This window comes from Pseudomonas sp. GW821-FHT07E12 (assembly GCF_058986605.1).
Window position 1 is genome coordinate 120576 of record NZ_JBYSVX010000002.1, and the last position, 18512, is coordinate 139087.

The following is an 18512-nucleotide window of genomic DNA, read 5'->3' on the forward strand; positions in this document are numbered from 1 at the left end:
GCACCCCGGCTCACAACCTGAGGTCGAGCAATCCATCGCCCAGATCCCCGTCAGACAATGTCTGCTGGATCAATGCGCGATGGGCCTGCTCGCTCCAGAGTTCGAACTTGTCGCCCATTCCGAGCAATACCGCCTTCTTTTCGATCCCGACCGCGCCGCGGTGGCTCGAGGGGATGCTGATCCGACCGTTGCCATCCAGCTCCAGCACCGCCGAGGAGCCGACCAGCTTCTGCTGGAGGACCCGCACCACGCGCTGCGTGTTGGGCTTGGCCATGACGTCGTCACGGACCCGCTCCCATTCCTTTTCCGCATACAGCCAGAGGCAACCCGACTCGAACGGGTTGTAGGTCAGTACCAGACGATTACCACTGGCATGCGCAACCAGGTCGCGATACGCGGTTGGCACCGCCATTCGCCCTTTGTCGTCCATCGTGATGGCCGTCTCACCCTGGAACACGCTGTTGCAACCTCTCTCCGCTGGTTGGTCATTGAACCACGAAAAACCACAAAAAACCCGGTTTTCCCTCTTGTGCCCACCTTAGCAGCGAGCAATAGGTTGTCAACAACTTTCCGGCACAGAAATCGCCATGCGCATCAATAGCTTGCAGCAACCTTTAGAGACTTGTTCAAGGCTTATCCACAAGTTGCTGTTTCGTCTCAGATTTTGAGATTGAGCGGAAATTCAGCCCCGTGCAGGTGGCGTTAAACCGGGCTTCCTATTCAGCGTTTTCTTGAACTGGAATCGCATGCGAGTGCGCAAGACGCCACAATCCGCGCATGTGCCTCGTCGCGCTTTCCTGGCAGTCCCATCCACGCTGGCGTCTGCTGCTGGCGGGCAACCGTGACGAGTTCCACGGGCGTCCGACCGCCCCGCTGGACGCCTGGACGGCGCCCTTCGAAGGGGTGCTGGCGGGACGCGACCTGCGCTCGGGAGGCAGTTGGGTCGGGATCAACCGACAAGGCCGCGCGGCGGTAGTCACCAATGTCCGTGATCCGCTGGCAAGCGCGTCCGGGCCGTCACGCGGCCAACTGATCGCCGACTACCTGGCCGGCAGCGCCGACGCGGCGGCCTACGCCGAGGTCATGCGCGGACGCGCGGGTGAGTACCCGCCGTTCAACCTGCTGCTGGCCGATGCCGAACGCTGCCAGTACCTGGGCAACCATCCGGCCGACTGCCAAGTGCTGGAGCCCGGCGTCCATGGCATGTCCAACGGCCGGTTGGATGCGCCCTGGCCGAAGACACGCCGGCTCACCGAACGACTCGCGGCCTGGCAGGCCACCGGCACGAATGAGCTCGACCAGTTATGGGACGCCCTCGCCGACGAGACGATCGCTGCCGACGACACGCTGCCGGACACCGGCGTCGGCCTGGAGCTGGAACGCCGCCTGTCGTCCGCCTTTATCCGTGGCCGCGACTACGGCACCCGCGCCAGCACGATCCTGGCGATCGACCACGACGGCCATGGCTGGATCCATGAACGCCGCTTCGGTCCGGATGGGGTGTTTCTCGGCGAGACGAGGCTTGAAAGCCGGGATTCGTGATGTGTGATTCGTGATTGGGGAAAGCGTGGGCCTGGCCAGATGGCTGTTGTGGGAGGGACTTCAGTCCCGACGAGCTTTCCCGGCCTGCTGTCGGGGCTGAAGCCCCTCCCACAGAAAGCCGCAGGCCCCACACATTCCGTAGGAGCGACTTCAGTTGCGATGGGGCTTTCCCGAGGAAGCCCCATCGCGACTGAAGTCGCTCCTACCAAAAACGGTATCCGCTGGGTATTCCGCAGCCGCAGGGATCCGTTCTGGAGCAAAGCCCCCTTTGGTAAAGGGGGCGCGGCGACAGCCGCGGGGATTCGGCAGGCCAAGGGCCTGGGGCCCGCGTTTTTGTACCGCCACGGCGGTACGAAAACGTGGGGCTTTTCCGCCCGGCGGGCGGAAAAGCGGCGGAGCCGGCCGATAAGCCGGGTTCTGTCGTGAGCAGTCATTCTTCTAGGCGCCGCGTCACCGCGGCGCTCAAGCAACCTACCCGGATCCAGCGCGGGCCACGCCATAGGATCCCTATTTGGTCTTGCTCCAGGTGGGGTTTGCCGTACCGGTCCGTTACCGGACTCGCGGTGCGCTCTTACCGCACCATTTCACCCTTACCACGCACTTCTTGCGAAGCCGTTCGGCGGTATCTTTCTGTTGCACTTTCCGTCGACTCGCGCCGCCCAGGCGTTACCTGGCACCTTGCCCTGTGGAGCCCGGACTTTCCTCGGCACCCTTTCGGATGACGCGACTGCCTGGCCGACTCCGCCGGTGCATATTCTACGGCTTCGCCTGCGAATACCCCAAAGTTTGCTGCGCAAACTTCGGGCCCCGCTCCGCACCCTCTGAATCCCCGCGGCTGTCGCCGCGCCCCCTTTACCAAAGGGGGCTGTGACTTGCAGACAGATGCGCCAGGCCGGACAGAGCTGAACCACCGGTTCAGGCTACTCGCCGCCGTAGAGCACTTTGCGCGATGCACCGCTGAGTTCGGCGGCGAGTTTGGCCGCCTGCGACGGCTTCATGTACTCGACCAGCTTCGCGTACAGCCGCTTGCCTTCCGTGATCTGGGCATCGGCATCCTCACCGGCGCCCTGCACCATCACCACGAACTCGCCCTTGCGCTGGTTTTCGTCGGCCTCGACCCGCGCCTGCAGCTCGGCCAGGGTGCCGTCGAGCACGGTTTCGAACAGCTTGGTCAGCTCGCGCGCGATCACCGCCGGGCGCTCGTCACCGAAGGCTTCGCGCAGGTCGGCCAGCGATTCGGCGATGCGGTGCGAGGATTCGTAGAACACCAGCGTGCGTGGCTCGCCAGCCAGTCGCGCCAGCCGATCGCGTCGGGCCGCGCCCTTGGCCGGCAGGAAGCCCTCGAAGGTGAAGCGGTCGCTCGGCAGGCCGGCGACGCTGAGGGCGGCGATCACCGCGCTCGGACCGGGCACCGGGCTGACCTTCACCCCGGCCGCACGCGCGGCACGCACCAGCCGGAAACCTGGATCGCTGACCAGCGGCGTGCCGGCATCGGACACCAGCGCCAGCGACTGCCCCTCCAGCAGCCGGCTGACGATGCGCTCGGCGATCGCGTCCTCGTTGTGGTCGTGCAGCGCCAGCAACGGCCGCTCGATGCCGAAATGGCTCAACAGGTGCTTGCTGTGGCGGGTGTCCTCGGCACAGATCGCGTCCACGCTGCGCAGCACCTCCTGCGCACGTGGCGACAGGTCGGCGAGATTGCCGATCGGGGTGGCCACCACGTGCAGGATTCCAGGCGAAGTCATCAGCGGGCATTCCGGGGTCAAGGGTAGAATCGTAGCGTTTTTCACCGGCACGCCTTGGCGCGCCCTGCCGAATGGACCTGAAATGAACCAGCGCTTCGCAAGGATTTTCGCCCTGTCGCTCGTTGTGCTGCTGGCCGCCGGGTGCGCCACTGGCAGCCTCACCCAGACCACCACACCGGAGCAGTCGGCGGCGCTTGCCCTGCTCGCCCAGGGCAAGCCGCGTGAGGCGGCGCAGCAACTGGAAGCCCAGGCCGCCGGCACCAGCGGTGCGCAGCGCAGCCGCTTGCTGGCCGACGCCGCCTTCGCCTGGCACGAAGCCAAGGACGATGCGCGGGCACGCAGCCTGATCGCCCAGGTCAATGCACGACAGCTCGGTGGCGACACCCGCGCCCGCTTCGGCCTGCTGAATGCGGAACTGGCGATCACCGACAAGCAGCCGGCGCAGGCGCTGGCCGCGCTCGGCGAATCTCCGCACGGATTGCCACAGGACCTGCAGGCACGCTGGCACCTGGCGCGCGCATTGGGCCGTGAGGCGACCGGCGACACCTTCGGTGCCGCCAGCGACCGCGCGCGGGCCGATATCGGCCTGAGCGGCACCACGCGCAGTGACAACCAGCGCGCGATCGCCCGCCTGCTGGCCTCGCTCGACGGCGGCACCCTCGCCAGCCGCGCCGCCGCATTGCCGGTCGGCGACCCGCTCTACAACTTCGCCGGGCGTGCCCTGCTCAGCCGTGGCCTGCCGCTGCCGCGTCCGTTCGATCGTGACGCGCAGTCGGCGCTGGACACCAGCAAGCGGCCGCCGGCCGAGCGCGATGGCTACCGGCCGCCGGTGAAGCTGGCAGTACTGCTGCCGCTGACCGGCAACCTCGCCACCGCCGCCGCGCCCGTGCGTGATGGTTTGCTCGCCGGTTACTACGCCGAGCGCCGGCATCGGCCGGAGATCAACTTCTTCGACACCGCCGGTACCCCGGGCGGAGCGAATGCGGCCTACGACAAGGCGGTCGCTGCGGGCGCCGATTTCGTGGTCGGCCCGCTCAGCCGCGACGAGGTCAGTGCGTTGTTCGCGCGCGAGCAGCTGAGCGTGCCGATACTGGCGCTCAATCGCCCGGCCGACGGCAAGGCGCCGCCGCCGGGCAGCGCTGGCTTCTCGCTGGCGCCGGAGGACGACGGGATCATGGCCGCCGAGTACCTGCTGGCGCGCGAGCGTGGCAACGTGCTGGTGATCGGCAGCAGCGACGACAACGGCCGGCGCGCGGTGGATGCGTTCCGCGAGCGCTTCGCCGAACGCGGCGGCCGGGTGGCGGGCGTGATCAGCGTCGCCGAGGCACCTGGCGACATCGGCGCGCAGCTGCGCAACTACGGCAGCGCCGATGCGGTGTTCCTGGCCGTGCGCGGCAGCACCGCACGCGCGCTGATGCCGCAGCTGGCGTTGGCGGGCTTCGCCGGCAAGAGCCGCGTCGGCACCTCGCAACTGGTGGCCGGTACCGGCAAGGCCGAAGAGGACGTGACGCTGGACGGCATCGCCTTCCCCAGCGAAATCTGGAGCATGCGTGGCGTGTCCGGCCTGCCGCCGGCAGCGAGCACCGCCAGCCTGCTGCCGACGGCACGCGGGCCGGGCGCGCGTCTGTTCGCGTTCGGCTACGACGCGTGGACGATCACCGCCTACCTGGAAAAGCTCACCAACAGCACCGGCGGCGGCGTCGCCGGCGCGACCGGCACCTTGCACCTGGACGGCTTCGGCAATGTGCTGCGCACGCCGGCATGGTCGACGTTCCAGTCCGGCGTACCGACTCCGATCTCGGACCGCTGAGCATGACCGGCGGCCGGCGCGAGCGCGGCGACGCGGTCGAGGCGGCCGCGCGCCGGATGCTGGAACGCGCCGGGCTGCGCCTGCTCGCCGCCAATGCCAACTTCCGTGGCGGCGAGCTGGATCTGGTGATGCGCGACGGTGCCCATGTGGTGTTCGTCGAAGTGCGCTACCGCCGCGATGATGCGTTCGGCGGCGGCGCGGCCTCGGTGGATCTGCGCAAGCGCCGCAAGCTGGTACTGGCGGCACAGACGTTTCTCGTCGCCCACCCGGCGCTGGCACAGGCGCCGTGTCGCTTCGACGTGATCGATGCGCATGGCGAGCCACCACAACTGGCGTGGATCCGCGATGCGTTCCGCGCGGACGATTGCTGATGCCGACCATCATCACCCACGCGGCGATTCCCCTTGCGCTCTGGTGCGCCAGCGAGCGCGGACGGATTTCGCCACCGTTGCTCGGTGCCGGCATCATCGCGGCGATGCTGCCGGATGCCGACGTGGCGGCCTTCGTGCTGCACATTCCCTATGCCGATGCGTTCGGCCATCGCGGTGCCAGTCATTCGCTGCTGTTCGCCGCGGTGGTGGCATTGCTGGGGGTATGTGCATGCCACTGGCTGCGCGCGCGGCCATTGCAGGCGGCTGCGTGGCTGTTCGTCTGTGCGGTCTCGCATCCGCTGCTAGACGCGATGACCTCCGGCGGGCTCGGAGTCGCGCTGGCGTGGCCGTGGAGTGATGCGCGCTGGTTCGCGCCATGGCGGCCGATCCGGGTCTCGCCGTTCGTCAACGGCTTCTTCAATGCACGCGGGCTGGAAACGCTGGCCTCCGAACTGCGCTGGGTCTGGCTGCCACTTGCGGTGGCCGTGCTGGGGTGGAGACTGATCCAGTCGCCGCCCGCCTCTTCCGAATCGTCCCGCTCCCGATGACCGCCCTGCCCGACACGCTGACTTCCGAACTCTCCGCGCTGCTCGGCGCGGATGGCTGGCGCGTCGACGCCGACAGCCGCCGCCATTACGGCGAGGATGATTCACGGCGCTGGGCGCTGGCCGATGCGGTAGCGCTGCCACGCACGGTCGAAGAAGTGGTCGCGATCGTGCGCGCCTGCCGGGCGCACAAGGTGCCGCTGATCGCGCGCGGTTCCGGCACCGCGACCACGGCGGCTTCGGTGCCGTTCGATGGCGGCGTAGTGTTGTCGCTGGCGCGGATGAACCGGATCGTCGCGCTGCGTCCGGCCGATCGCTGCGCGGTGGTCGAACCGGGCGTGCTCAACGAGGATCTGCAGCAGGCGTTGGCGCCGCATGGATTGTTCTGGCCGCCGGACCCGTCCAGCGCGGCGCTGTGCAGCATTGGCGGCAATCTCGCCACCAATGCCGGCGGCCCGCGCGCGGTGAAGTACGGTGCAACCCGCGACAACGTGCTCGGACTCGTCGCGGTGACCGGCACCGGCGAGGTGATCCGTTGCGGCGGCGCCTACACGAAAGATGCGACCGGCTACGACCTCACCCATCTGATCGTCGGCAGCGAAGGCACGTTGGCGATCATCGTCGAGGCCACGCTGAAGCTGGCGCCACGTCCGCAGGCACAGGCCGGGCTGCGCGCGTTCTATCGCGACGCCGCCAGCGCAGCCGCGGCGGTGTCGCGGATCATGGCGCAGCCGACCACGCCGGCGATGCTGGAATTCATGGATCGCAGTGCGATCGCCCTGCTTCGCCGCAACGGCAGCGACGTGCCCGAGGCCGGTGCGATGTTGCTGATCGAAGCCGACGGCGATCACGACACCCTGCCCTACGCCTTGCAGGCGCTCGCCGATGCAGCCGAAGGCGATGGCCTGCTCTCGCTCGACGTCGCCGCCGATGGCGCTGCGCGCGACAAACTGTGGGCCGCCCGCAAGGCGTTGTCGCCGGCGCTGCGCACGATCAAGCCGGGCAAGATCAACGAGGACGTGGTGGTGCCGGTGTCGCGCATCCCCGATCTGGTCGCTGGCGTGGAAGCACTGGCCGCAGAGATCGCACTGCCGATCGTCGCCTTCGGTCATGCCGGCAACGGCAATCTGCATATCAACATCATGTACGACGATGCGGATGTAGCCGAGACCACACGCGCGCAGGCCGCGTTGCCGCGTGTGTTCGCGCTGGTGCTGGCGCTGGAGGGCACGCTGTCGGGCGAGCATGGCATCGGCGTGGCCAAGCGCGATTACATGGCGCAGGCGTTCACTGCGGCGACACTGGCGGCGATGCGCGCGATCAAGGCCGCGTTGGATCCGGATGGGATTCTCAATCCGGGGAAGGTGTTGCCTGCGGACACCAGGCACAGTTAGCCAAGCATCGCGTCGCGGTTCCGGGTCGAGTTCTGTGGGAGGGGCTTCAGCCCCGATGCTCTTCCTGTAAGGCCCGTCGGGGCTGAAGCCCCTCCCACAGAAACGCCAGTGTGCTTCTCGCAGCCACGCGCGCTGTAATATTGAAACTTCCCGCCAGCGTCATCGCCAGCCTCCCCTACGCCGCCCTCACGGCGTCCGCTCCAACCAGGAGGCTCGATGTCCACCCCTTCCCCTTATCGCCTGTTCGATGTGCGCGTCGCGCGCCGGATCGCGCTGACACCCTCGCTGACGCGGATCGTGTTCACCGGCGAAAGCGTGGCGCTGATGCGCAGCTATGGCCCGGACCAGCGCATCAAGCTGTTCTTCCCCAATGCCGACGGCAGCCCGCCGGCGCTGGTCGATGGCCCGGAGTGGTACAGCGCCTACCGCGCACAGCCGGAGGCGACGCGACCGCCGATGCGCACCTATACGATCCGTGCGTTGCGCCCGGAGTGCGCCGAACTCGATGTCGATTTCGTCCTGCATGGCGATACCGGTCCGGCCTCGCGCTGGGCGGCACATGCGCACGTCGGGGATGCGCTGCAGGTGTGGGCGCCGAGCGAAGATTGCACGGCCGAGATGGCCGGCTACGAGTGGCGACCACCTGCAGATGCGCGGCAGATCCTGATCGTGGCCGACGAAACCGCACTGCCTGCGGCCGCCGGCATCCTCGAGGAACTTGCGGCAAGAGCGCAGCCACCGCAGGTGCGAGCGCTGGTCGAGTTGCCGCATGCCGGCGACGATGCCTATCCGCCGCTTCGCGATGGCGCGTTCGCGTCGGTGCGCTGGCTGGCACGCGCCGACGCAGCCCATGGCGAACGCTTGCTGGACGCGGTGCGTGCTCTGGAGTTGGACAGCGTGCGTGCGGACATACCGCAAGAGTTGGCCACTGTCGATGTCGATCGCGACATCCTGTGGGAGCAGGCCAGCACCGGGGCCGGTGGCTTCTACGCCTGGATCGCCGGCGAGGCCGGCGTGGTGATGCGCATCCGCCGGCATCTGCTCGGCGAGCGCGGTATCGACCGGCGTGCGATCACGTTCATGGGTTATTGGCGGCAGGGGCGCGCGCTGGATTGAGACAGCAATTGTGGGAGGGACTTCAGTCCCGACGGGCTTTCCTGGAAAAGCCCGTCGGGACTGAAGTCCCTCCCACAAAACAGCGGCATCAGCCTCGCGCGAACTCGGCGATCGGGTTATCCAGCACGCCGGCAAAACACAGGCTGCCGGCCGGATCTGTCAGGTCCACCATCTGCCGGTTGTTGCGCAGCTGCAACCGGTTGAGGCACGAGCGACGGAACTGTGGCGCGAACAGATCGTGGCGGGCGAAGCGCTCGGCGTACTGCGGATGCGCATCCTGGTAGTCGTGGATGCAGTCGGCCACCCAGCCCCAGAACTGTGCCTCGTCGCAGTCGCCATGTTCGACCAGAATCGCGGACACGAAACGGAAGAAGCAGTCGAACACGTCGGTGAAGATAGACAGCACCTTCATGTCCTCCGGTACCGACACCGCGATGCGCTGTACCTGCTCCGGCAGTTGCACCTGCGGGTCCATCACCGCGATCTCCTCGGCGATGTCCTTCATCAACACGTGTGCCGGCACGTGATCTTCCAGCACCAGGATCAGGTTCTCGCCATGCGGCATGAACACCAGTTCGTAGGCGTAGAAGCAATGCAGCAGAGGCGCCAGATAGGCATGCAGGTAGGCACGCAGCCAGCGCTCGCAGCTGACACCTGAGGCCTCGATCAGCGCCGGCAACAATGCCGCCCCCTGATCGTCACGGTGCAGCAGCGCGGCCATAGTCATCGCGCGTCGGCCGGGTTTCAGGCGCGTCACCGCACTCTCACGCCACAGCGCCGCCAGCATCTTGCGATAGGCACTTACGGCCGGCAGTGCCTGCTCAAACAACGGATGCCGGTATCCCACTGCGGCAACTTCACGCAGGATCTCGAAACCGCACCCGCGCAGGAACGGATCGTGCTCGACCACGCCCTTCAGCCATTGGTTGATCGCCGGCGTGTGCTCCATGTAGTACGGCGACAGCCCGCGCATGAAACCCATGTTGAGCACCGACAGTGCGGTCTTCACGTAATGGCGCTCGGGATGGTCGAGATTGAAGAAGGTGCGGATCGACTGCTGCGCCTGGTAGCGGTCGTCGCTGAAACCGAGACAGACGATGCGTTGCGCAGCCAGTTCGGCGGCGAAGACGTGGCAGAGCTTGTTCGACCATTGCCAGGGATGCACCGGCATCAACAGGTAATCCTCTGCATCAAGACCATTTTCGCGCAGGCGTCGCTCGAACGCATCCAGTTGCGGGCCGAGCTCCTGTTGCAGCAGCGCGCGATGCTCCAATCCGTCGATCGCCGAGAAGCGCGCGCAATCGCGATGCACCGCCAGCCATACCAGCCGTATCGGCGCACCGGTCTCCGGTGCATAGGCCAGATAGTCATCGGCGCCGAAGCCGATGCGGCCGTTATTGGCGACGAACACCGGATGCCCCTCGCTCATCGCCGACTCGATCCGCTGGAACGGCGCCTGCGCCAGCGCCGCGGCATCCGGCACGTCGCGACGACGTTTGTAGCAGGCGCCGTACAAGGTGCTGGCGATCTCTTCCAGGTAGACCGGCAAGGTCTCGGCGTTGATGCCGAGTTGCACAGCGCATTCGACGATGAAGGCCGAGGCGTCCAGTTCGGCCGGCACGCCATCCAATTCGCGCTTCAGCGAGGCTTCGTCCAGATGCCAGTGATCCAAGCGCATCCGTCGTGCGCGGAATCGGTAAAGCACGTGTTCACTCACACGCAGACGGTAGTGTTGCCAGTCGCCATCGTGCTCCAACGCTTCGGGTTCCAGCAGCAGCTCGTGGGCGAACTCGGCGATGGCCTTGCTCAGCAGATGACGATTGGCCGACGCCCACGCCTCGGGATTGAGGTGCGCGGCGTGCAATTCGGGAACGGTCGGAACGTGGGTGAGCAGGGACATGGGATCTTCCGAAGAATGAAGGTGAGTCACACCGTCGCGATGGTCATCGCGGGTGCAGAACGACAGCAGCGCCTGTTTTTCGCGCAGCTGGACGATGCGCTCGCGGCGAAAGCCGGCGCGCTGGTTGAGGCGCTGGATGCCGGCGTTGCGCAGGTCCGGCTCCACTACCACCCGCTGCGCGACGGGGTCGGCGAAGATGAAATCCAGCACCGCGCGCATCGCTTGCAGGCTGAAGCCGGACACGGGCTGCTCGCACGGCGCCAGCAGCAGGTGCATGCCACGGTCGCCCGGTTGCACCGGGTAGTGGCCGCCGATCTCGTCATGCGCAGGGTCGTAGCATTCGAGCAGGAATGCAGGCCCGGCCTGGTTCCATGCCAGCCACGCGCTGCCAGTGCCGGAGCTTTGCAGCCTGCGATAGAACGTCTCGACATCCACGGGCGTGGCCTGCTGCATGCCCCAGAAGCGCGCGTAGTCGCGTGTCACCCAGTCGTGCACCAGCACCACGTCCTCCGGCAAGCGCAACGGATGCAGTGCGAAGCCTCGATGCATCATCGGTGCGAGAGCGGCGTTGGATTCGCCAGCGCCGCTCATGGCGCTGCCGCCACAGCGAGGGCGGTATCGACCTGCTCGGGTACCGACTCGGCATGCTCCGGCACACCAAAACGCTGGAACGCGATACGCCGCTCCACCGGGTAGTGCTCGCGCCCAAGCATGCGCGCGATGATGCAGGCATTGCGGTAGCAGCCCATGCCCAGGTCGGGCGAGGCCAGCCCATGAGTATGCAATTCGGCGTTCTGCACGAAGATGCGTCCGGCGGCATCGATGCCGTAATGGCGATCGACCGCCAGGCGGCCGCGTTCGTCGCGCCGGATGTGCTCGGCAATCGGCGCCAGGAATTCCGGCAGTTGCGATCGGTAGCCGGTCGCCAGCACCAGCGCATCGGTGCGATGCGTGTAGGAGCGGCCTTGCTCGTGCTGATGCAGTTCCAGCAGCAGCCCGCCGTCGTCACGACGATGGCAGGCCCGCAGTTCGGTATTGGTCGCAAGTTCGGTATCGAGCGGGCCGCGCAGGCGTTTTCGATACAGCAGGTCGAAGATCTCGTTGATCAGCGAGCTGTTGATGCCCTTGTACAAGCCGGCCTGCTGGGCGAGCAGCGCGTCGCGTCGGTTCGACGGCAACGCGTGGAAGTAGTCGATGTACTCGGGCGAGGTCATCTCCAGCGTGAGCTTGGTGTACTCCAGTGGAAAGAAGCGCGGCGAGCGCGTGATCCAGTACAGTGCGTAGCCGTGCTGGTCGATGTCCTGCAGCAGGTCGCGATAGATCTCCGCCGCACTCTGACCGCTGCCGAGCACGGTGATCGAGCGTGCCGATTGCAGGCGCGATTTGTCGTCGAGATAGGTGGACGAATGGCTGACCGGTGCACGCAGCGGCCGGCAGCTTTCCGGCAGCCAGGGCGTGCTGCCGGTGCCCAGCACCAGATGGCGACCAGCATGGACGAAGCTGCGATCGCTGCCGACGTGGCGTCCATGCACGTGGTAGCAGTCGCGTCCGGCGTCGTACTCCACCTGCGTCACCTCGTGCCCGAAGTGCAGGTTGGGCAACTGCGCTGCCGCCCACTGGCAGTACTGGTTGTACTCGCGGCGCAGCAGGAAGAAATCCTCGCGGATGTAGAACGAGTAGATCCGTCCCTGGGTCTTGAGGTAATTGAGGAAGCTGAAGCGGCTGGTCGGATCGGCCAGCGTCACCAGATCGGCCAGGAACGGTGTCTGCAGCGAGGCATCGTCCAGCATCATGCCCGGATGCCAGTCGAAGCCCGCGCGGCGATCCAGGAACACCCCCTCCAGGCCGGCGATCGGCGCAGTCAGGCAGGCCAGGCCGAGATTGAACGGACCCAGCCCGATCGCGACGAAGTCATGCACCTTGCTCATGCCCGCATCTCCTCGCGCGCCGCCTCGGCCAGCAGGTGCTCGCCCTGCTGGCGCACCAGCGCAACCAGCGTTTGCAGCCCTTCGCTGCCGAGTTGCGGGTTGAGCAGGGTGAACTTGAGGTATTGCTGACCATCCACGCGGGTGGCCGCGATCATCGCCTGACCACTGCGCGACAGGCGCTGGCGGATGCCGCGATTGAGTGCATCCAGCGCGCCACCGTCCTGCCAGCCGTGTGGACGGAAGCGGAACACCAGCGTGCTCAGTTCCGGCGCTTCGTGTGCCAGTTCGAAGCAGCCCTGCCGTGTCAGCAGCGCGTGTCCCTCGCGCGCGAGGGCCAGTACCTGATCGAACATCTCGCCGATGTCATCGGCACCGACGGTGCGCAGGCTCAGCCACAGCTTGAGCGCGTCGAAACGGCGTGTGGTCTGCAGGCTCTTGTCGACCAGATTGGGAATGCCCGCTGCCGCCTGCGTGGACGGGTTGAGGTAGTCGGCGTGGTAGGTCAGATGCGCCAGATGCCGGCGCTCGCGCACCAGGAACGCGCTGCAACTGACCGGCTGGAAGAACGATTTGTGGTAATCCACCGTCACCGAATCGGCCAGCTCGATGCCCTCAAGTCGAGCGCGATGCCGCTGCGAGACCAGCAGGCCGCAGCCGTAGGCGGCATCCACGTGCAGCCACAATCCGCGTTGCCGGCACAGCGCGGCGATCTCCGGCAGCGGATCGATGCTGCCGAAATCGGTGGTGCCGGCAGTCGCGACCACCGCCATCGGCCACTGCCCTGCCGCATCGGCTTCGTCGAGTGCATGCGCCAGCGCTGCCGCGTCCATGCGCCGATGACGGTCGCAATCGACCGCCACCACCGCGTCATAGCCGAGGCCGAGCACCGCCGCGGATTTGCGCACGCTGAAATGACTGGCGCGCGAGGCGAAGATACGCAGCTTGCGGAAGTCGCCCGGCAGGCCGTGATGCTTGGCCGCACCTTCCGGGTAACGCGGTGCGCAGGCATTGTCGCGCGCCAGCAGCAGCGCCATCAGATTGGACTGGGTACCGCCGCTGGTGAACACGCCATCGGCCTCCGCGCCCAGGCCGATGCGCGCGGCAGTCCAGTCGATCAGTTTCTGTTCGATCAGCGTTGCGCCAGCGCTCTGATCCCAGGTATCCATCGAGCTGTTGACCGCCGACAGCAGCAGTTCGGCCAGCAACGCGATGTTGAGCACCGGACAGTTCAGGTGCGCGGCGTAGCGAGGATGGTGGAAGTAGACGGCATCGCGCAGGTACAGCGCTTCCACTTCCTCCAACGCATGTGTGACATCGGGCAGGCGCTGGTCGAGATCGATATCGGCGAAACGTTCGCGCAGTTCGGCCGGCGCGATGCCACTGAACGGATGCTCCACGCCGGCGAGCGTGCGCTGGACCAGCGCCAGGCCTTGTCCAAGTTGATCGCGGTAATGCGACAGGGTGTTTTCGTTGAAGAGCGCATCCTGCGTTGGTGCTGCGGACGGTGTGGAACGCGGCAGCGGGGTAAGCAGGGACAACGGCGTGGGCAGGTTCATTGCAGACAGGCATCCTGATGAGCCGGAAACGCATGCAGCAGCATGCCTCCGGCGTAGCGGCGAGGAGAGAGATGCGGGTGCGGGCATGCGTCGCGCGCCGCCGTCGCCGGATGGCGATGGCATGGCGCCCCTGTCACGAAGCGGGCTGGCCTGGCTGCGTATCCGATGCCGTGTGTACCTCGCCGTCGCGAGGAGTGGGCATCGCCGCCGTCATATGCGGTCGTAGCTGCGGGCCTCCGGCCCGGCGCTGAAAACTAGCGGCTATGCGGAGTGAACGTCAATATCACGCACTGCCCACTTTCACTGTGATTCATGCATCTTTGCTGACACATTCGGCACGTATCCACACATTCGCGCCGATGCGCTGGGAAGCGTGCATCGGTAAAGCGATTACGCGATGAAGGAATCAATCGATGGCGCATCTGGTAGAGCCGAGCTCGCTCGGCTGGGGACTTGCCGGGAAGGCCTCAGCCGAGCTCGGCTCTACGATGGGGTGACTATCCGCCGCGATGCGCGCCGATGAAGCGCAATCCCACACCAGGTTCGGTCACGATGTAACGTGGTGCGGTCGCTTCGTCGTGCAGTTTCTGCCGCAGCTTGCCGACCAGGATGCGCAGGTAATGCGTATCGCCTTCGTGGGTCGGACCCCATAGTTCGCGCAGCAACTGCGGTTGCGTCACCACCCGCCCGGTATGCCGCAGCAACAGCGCCAGCAATGCGTATTCCTTGCGACTCAGCGCCAGCGCCTCGCCATCCAACGTCACCTCGCGCAGGCCGAGGTGTACATGCAGGTGTCCGTCGTCGAACACCGCCTCCTCCATGTTCGTCGCACCGCTGGCGGATTGGCGTAGCAGCCCGCGAATACGCGCCATCAGTTCCTGCACGCCGAACGGCTTGGTCACGTAGTCGTTGGCACCGGCATCCAGTGCGGCGACCTTTTCGGATTCGCCGGCACGCACGGTCAGCATGATCACCGGTACCGCCGACCACTCGCGGATCGCGCGCAGCACCTCATGGCCGTCGCGATCAGGCAAGCCGATGTCGAGCACCACCAGCTCGGCGCCCTGCGCGGCCAGCATCGCCAATCCTTCTTCACCGGTGGCGGCCTGCAGCACGCGATAGCCCTGCGCACGCAGGCTGATGTCGAGGAAACGGCGGATCTGCGGCTCGTCATCGATCACGAGCACGCGCGGTGCGGGAATCGCGGAAGCAGGGTCAGTCGTCATCGGCCTGGGCTGGCGGGGCGGGCTGCAGCAGTGGCAGGGTAATGCGAATCACCGTGCCACGGCCATCGGCACCGGCCAGCGCTTCCACGCTGCCGCCGTGCGCGCCGATCATGCCCTGGCAGATCGTCAGCCCCAGCCCGGTGCCGTGGCGGCCACGGTCACCGCGCTCGACGCTGTAGAACATGTCGAAGATGCGCGCGCGTTCGTCCTCGGGAATGCCGGGGCCGCGGTCGGCGATGTCGATGCGCAACGTGCCCTCGCGCAGCTGCGCGGCCACCGTCACCGGTTCGCCCGGCGGCGAGAACTTGGCGGCATTCTCCAGCACGTTGAACACCGCCTGTTCCACCAGTGCCGGATGCACCCAGATCGGCGGCAGCCCGGGGGCCAGCGTCAGCTCGACCCTGGCCTGCGGCTGGTAGCGCTGCAAGCGCCGCACCGCCGAGCCGAGCAGCTCATCCACACCGATCCAGTCGCGGTTCAAGGTCAGCCCGGTGTGGCCGAGCCGGGTCATGTCGAGCAGGTTCTGGATGTAGCGATCCAGGCGCTCGCCTTCCATCTGGATGGTTTCCAGCAGGCTGCGGCGATCGGCGGCGTCCATCTGTTCGCCATAGCTGGCCAGGCTGCTGGCCGAGCCGATCATCGAGGCCAGCGGCGAGCGCAGGTCGTGCGAGACCGAGGACAGCAATGCCGAGCGCAGGCGTTCGGTCTCGCCGGTCACGCGCGCGCCTTCCAGATCGGCGACCAGCCGGGTACGCAACGCGGCCTGGCCGATGTCCTCGACCATCGCTTCGGCCAGGCGGCGCTGCTCGAGTGTCGGCCGCACCTGACCGGCGCCGAAGCGCAATGCCGCCACACCCAGCGTGCCCTTTTCCGCGCGTACCGGAAGGCACCACCAGCCGGCGCCGGCCAGGGTGTCGGTGTAGCGTCCGGCCGGCTGGCCGTGGCGTTGCGTCCAGTCGGCGGCGGCGCGATCCAACGTGCTCAAGCCGGCGCCGGGATCGCTCTCACGCTGTTCCAGCCGCAGCCACACCTCGGCATCGAGTGCGCTGGCCATGGCGCGTCGACCGGCATCGAGCACCTGTCCCAGATCGGCCGCAGCGCCCAATTGACGACCCAACGCCTGCAATGCATTGGCATGCGTATTGGCCGCACGCAGCGCCAGCACCTGGCTGCGCAGCCGCGAGGCCAGGCGTCCGGCCACCAGCGCGGCGATCAGGAACAGGCACACCGTGACCACGCCCTGGCGTGCGCTGATCTGGAAGGTGAAGCGCGGCTCGATGAAGAAGAAGTTGTAGGCCAGGAAACTCAGCAGCGCCGCCAGCACCGCCGCCGCCATGCGCGTGCGCGCCGCCACCAGCACCACCGCGACGATGAACACCATCGACAGGTCGTCGATGTCGGTCCATCGCTGCAGCAATGCGGCCACGCCGACCGCACCGGCGGTGGCGGACACCGCGTAGGCGATGTCGTAGCGACGCAGCCATTGCGCCGGGCGTCGCCAGCTCCGCCGCGCACGCGCACGCGCATCGCCGGAACTGACGATCACCAATTCGTAATGCGCACCACGCTGCAGCAGCTGCTGGGTCAGCGTGCGGTTGAACATCCGCGCCAGCGGGCGCTCGCGGGTGCGACCGAGCACCAGCGTGGATACGCCGTTCTGCGTGGCGAAATCCAGCAGCGCGTCGGCGATGCTGGCGTCGTGCAGCAAGGCGGTGTCGCCGCCGAGACGACGCGCCAGTGCGAAGGCGCGATCGATCTCCAACTGCCAGTCGGCATCGGCAACGGTGCGGGTCTGCACGGTCACCACGGTCCACGGCGCATCGCGGCGTTCGGACAGCCGCCGCGCCACGCGCACGAGGTACTCGGAGCTGCCCAAGCCATCGATCGCCACCACCACGCGCCTGCGCAACGCGGTGGTGCCGGGCAGTCCGCGTGCGGCCTGGGCATCGCGCAGATCGCTGTCGACGCGGTCGGCGGCGGTCTGCATCGCCAGTTCGCGCAGCGCCGACAGGTTCGACGGCGAGAAGAACGCCTGCAACGCCTGCGCCGCCTGCTCGGGCAGGTAGACCTTGCCCTGCTGCAGGCGTTCGATCAGCTCGCGCGGCGGCAGATCGACCAGCACGATGTCGCGCAGGCGGTCGAACACCGCATCGGGCACGGTTTCGGACACACGCACGCCGGTGATGCGATGGACAACGTCGTTGAGACTTTCCAGGTGCTGGATGTTGACCGTGGTGTAGACGTCGATGTCGGCATCAAGCAGCTCGGCCACGTCCTGCCAGCGCCGCTCGTGACGGCTGCCGGGCGCGTTGCGATGCGCCAGTTCGTCCACCAGCGCCAGCTGTGGCTTGCGCGCCAGCAACGCGTCCAGGTCCAGCTCCTCCAGCATGCGCCCCTGGTAGGCGATGCGCGTGCGCGGCAGCAGCGACAGGCCGTCGAGCAGCGCGGCGGTCTCGGCGCGGCCGTGGGTTTCGACAATGCCGGCGACCACGTCCACACCCTGGCGCATCCGTTCGCGCGCCCGCGACAGCATCGCGTAGGTCTTGCCCACGCCCGGCGCGGCACCGAGGAACACGGTCAGGCGGCCGCCGCGTTCGCGTTGCAGTTCGCCGATCAGTGCATCGGCCTGTTGGGTGCGGGCGTCGGTCATGGGCGCGATTGTGTAGGAGAACGCGTGATCGTGTAGGAGCGGCTTCAGCCGCGATGGCTTTACCGGGAAGGCCCTCGCGGCTGAAGCCGCTCCTACAGAGTTCCATCAGGTGCCTGGTGCTTGAGCATCCAGCACGAGATTGAGCTTCAGCACATTCACCCGCGGCTGACCAAGCGCGCCGAACTGCGGTGGCTCGATCGCCGAGTCCACCAGCGCGCTCACGCGCGCTTCTGGCCAGCCGCGCGCCTTCGCCACCCGCGCGACCTGCTGACGCGCAGCCGCCACTGAAATATGCGGGTCCAGGCCGCTACCGGATTGGGTCAGCAGATCCGATGCGACATCGGCTTCGGCAATACCGTCGCGCGCCGCCACTTCCTTGCGGGTATCGGCAATGCGCTTGATCAACTCAGGATTGGAACGCGCCTGATTGCTGGCAGCAGCGGCCGTCGGGTCGTACTTGGCGGCCGAAGGACGCGGCTGGAAGTAGCCAGCGGCGGCGAACGGCTGCGCGACCAGCGCCGAGCCAACAACCACGCCGTTGCGCTCGACCAGCGAGCCGGTGGACTGCTGCGGAAACAGCGTTCCGGTGATTCCGGTCGCGGCCAGCGAGTACAGCAGGCCGAAACCGAGCAGGATCACCGGCGCCAGCACCAGCGAGGCACGCCAGGCGCCACCATCGTGCAGTGGCAGGACATCGGCGGAAATCGGAGTCTTGGACATGATGGTTCC

General features: G+C 67.0%; 14 protein-coding genes and 1 other RNA gene. 6 read left to right on the top strand and 9 right to left on the bottom strand.

The genetic code is table 11. The features are described from left to right. Nucleotides 1–10: 10 nt before the first annotated feature. A complete protein-coding gene (gene mraZ, locus AC3WJE_RS02135; protein WP_493729126.1) occupies nucleotides 11–457 on the bottom strand; it encodes a division/cell wall cluster transcriptional repressor MraZ in 447 nt (148 codons plus the stop codon). Between the two features lie 320 nt (nucleotides 458–777). Between mraZ and AC3WJE_RS02140 the strand changes: the two genes are divergently transcribed. Continuing rightward, complete coding sequence (locus AC3WJE_RS02140; protein ID WP_493729127.1) at nucleotides 778–1542, top strand: NRDE family protein; 765 nt, start codon at nucleotides 778–780, stop codon at nucleotides 1540–1542. Nucleotides 1543–1932: 390 nt separating this feature from the next. Here the strand turns inward: AC3WJE_RS02140 and rnpB are convergent. Beyond that, an RNA gene (gene rnpB / locus AC3WJE_RS02145) (RNase P RNA component class A) lies at nucleotides 1933–2285 on the bottom strand. A gap of 177 nt (nucleotides 2286–2462) precedes the next feature. Beyond that, complete coding sequence (gene rsmI, locus AC3WJE_RS02150) at nucleotides 2463–3287, bottom strand: 16S rRNA (cytidine(1402)-2'-O)-methyltransferase (protein ID WP_493729128.1); 825 nt, start codon at nucleotides 3285–3287, stop codon at nucleotides 2463–2465. An 82-nt stretch (nucleotides 3288–3369) separates the two neighbouring features. Here rsmI and AC3WJE_RS02155 point away from each other — a divergent pair, with 82 nt between their 5' ends. From AC3WJE_RS02155 to AC3WJE_RS02175, 5 genes are all read left to right on the top strand, one after another. Next, entirely contained in the window at nucleotides 3370–5097 is a 1728-nt protein-coding gene (locus AC3WJE_RS02155) for a penicillin-binding protein activator (protein WP_493729129.1), read from the top strand. A gap of 2 nt (nucleotides 5098–5099) precedes the next feature. Continuing rightward, nucleotides 5100–5468, top strand: a complete 369-nt coding sequence (locus tag AC3WJE_RS02160) for a YraN family protein (RefSeq protein WP_493729130.1) — start codon at nucleotides 5100–5102, stop codon at nucleotides 5466–5468. Then, nucleotides 5468–6016, top strand: coding sequence for a metal-dependent hydrolase (locus AC3WJE_RS02165; protein ID WP_493729131.1), 549 nt, complete (start codon nucleotides 5468–5470; stop codon nucleotides 6014–6016). Before AC3WJE_RS02160 ends, AC3WJE_RS02165 begins: the two co-directional genes overlap by 1 nt. Continuing rightward, nucleotides 6013–7407: an FAD-binding oxidoreductase gene (locus AC3WJE_RS02170; RefSeq protein WP_493729132.1), complete on the top strand. Its 1395-nt coding sequence runs from the start codon at nucleotides 6013–6015 to the stop codon at nucleotides 7405–7407. Before AC3WJE_RS02165 ends, AC3WJE_RS02170 begins: the two co-directional genes overlap by 4 nt. Nucleotides 7408–7623: 216 nt before the next feature. Continuing rightward, on the top strand, nucleotides 7624–8523 hold the full coding sequence (locus AC3WJE_RS02175; RefSeq protein ID WP_493729133.1) for a siderophore-interacting protein: 900 nt from the start codon (nucleotides 7624–7626) through the stop codon (nucleotides 8521–8523). Between the two features lie 88 nt (nucleotides 8524–8611). Here AC3WJE_RS02175 and AC3WJE_RS02180 read toward each other — a convergent pair whose 3' ends face one another. From AC3WJE_RS02180 to kdpC, 6 genes are all read right to left on the bottom strand, one after another. Further along, nucleotides 8612–11014: a GNAT family N-acetyltransferase gene (locus AC3WJE_RS02180; RefSeq protein WP_493729134.1), complete on the bottom strand. Its 2403-nt coding sequence runs from the start codon at nucleotides 11012–11014 to the stop codon at nucleotides 8612–8614. Then, complete coding sequence (locus tag AC3WJE_RS02185; RefSeq protein WP_493729135.1) at nucleotides 11011–12351, bottom strand: lysine N(6)-hydroxylase/L-ornithine N(5)-oxygenase family protein; 1341 nt, start codon at nucleotides 12349–12351, stop codon at nucleotides 11011–11013. The genes AC3WJE_RS02180 and AC3WJE_RS02185 overlap by 4 nt, the downstream gene beginning before the upstream one ends. Next, a complete protein-coding gene (locus AC3WJE_RS02190) occupies nucleotides 12348–13907 on the bottom strand; it encodes a pyridoxal phosphate-dependent decarboxylase family protein (RefSeq protein ID WP_493729136.1) in 1560 nt (519 codons plus the stop codon). The genes AC3WJE_RS02185 and AC3WJE_RS02190 overlap by 4 nt, the downstream gene beginning before the upstream one ends. A gap of 497 nt (nucleotides 13908–14404) precedes the next feature. Beyond that, nucleotides 14405–15133, bottom strand: coding sequence for a response regulator (locus AC3WJE_RS02195; protein WP_493729137.1), 729 nt, complete (start codon nucleotides 15131–15133; stop codon nucleotides 14405–14407). Beyond that, nucleotides 15123–17783 (bottom strand): DUF4118 domain-containing protein, encoded by a 2661-nt coding sequence (locus tag AC3WJE_RS02200; RefSeq protein ID WP_493729138.1) that lies wholly within the window; start codon nucleotides 17781–17783, stop codon nucleotides 15123–15125. Before AC3WJE_RS02200 ends, AC3WJE_RS02195 begins: the two co-directional genes overlap by 11 nt. Before the next feature lie 105 nt (nucleotides 17784–17888). Next, nucleotides 17889–18503 (bottom strand): potassium-transporting ATPase subunit KdpC, encoded by a 615-nt coding sequence (gene kdpC, locus AC3WJE_RS02205; protein ID WP_493729139.1) that lies wholly within the window; start codon nucleotides 18501–18503, stop codon nucleotides 17889–17891. Nucleotides 18504–18512 lie beyond the last annotated feature (9 nt).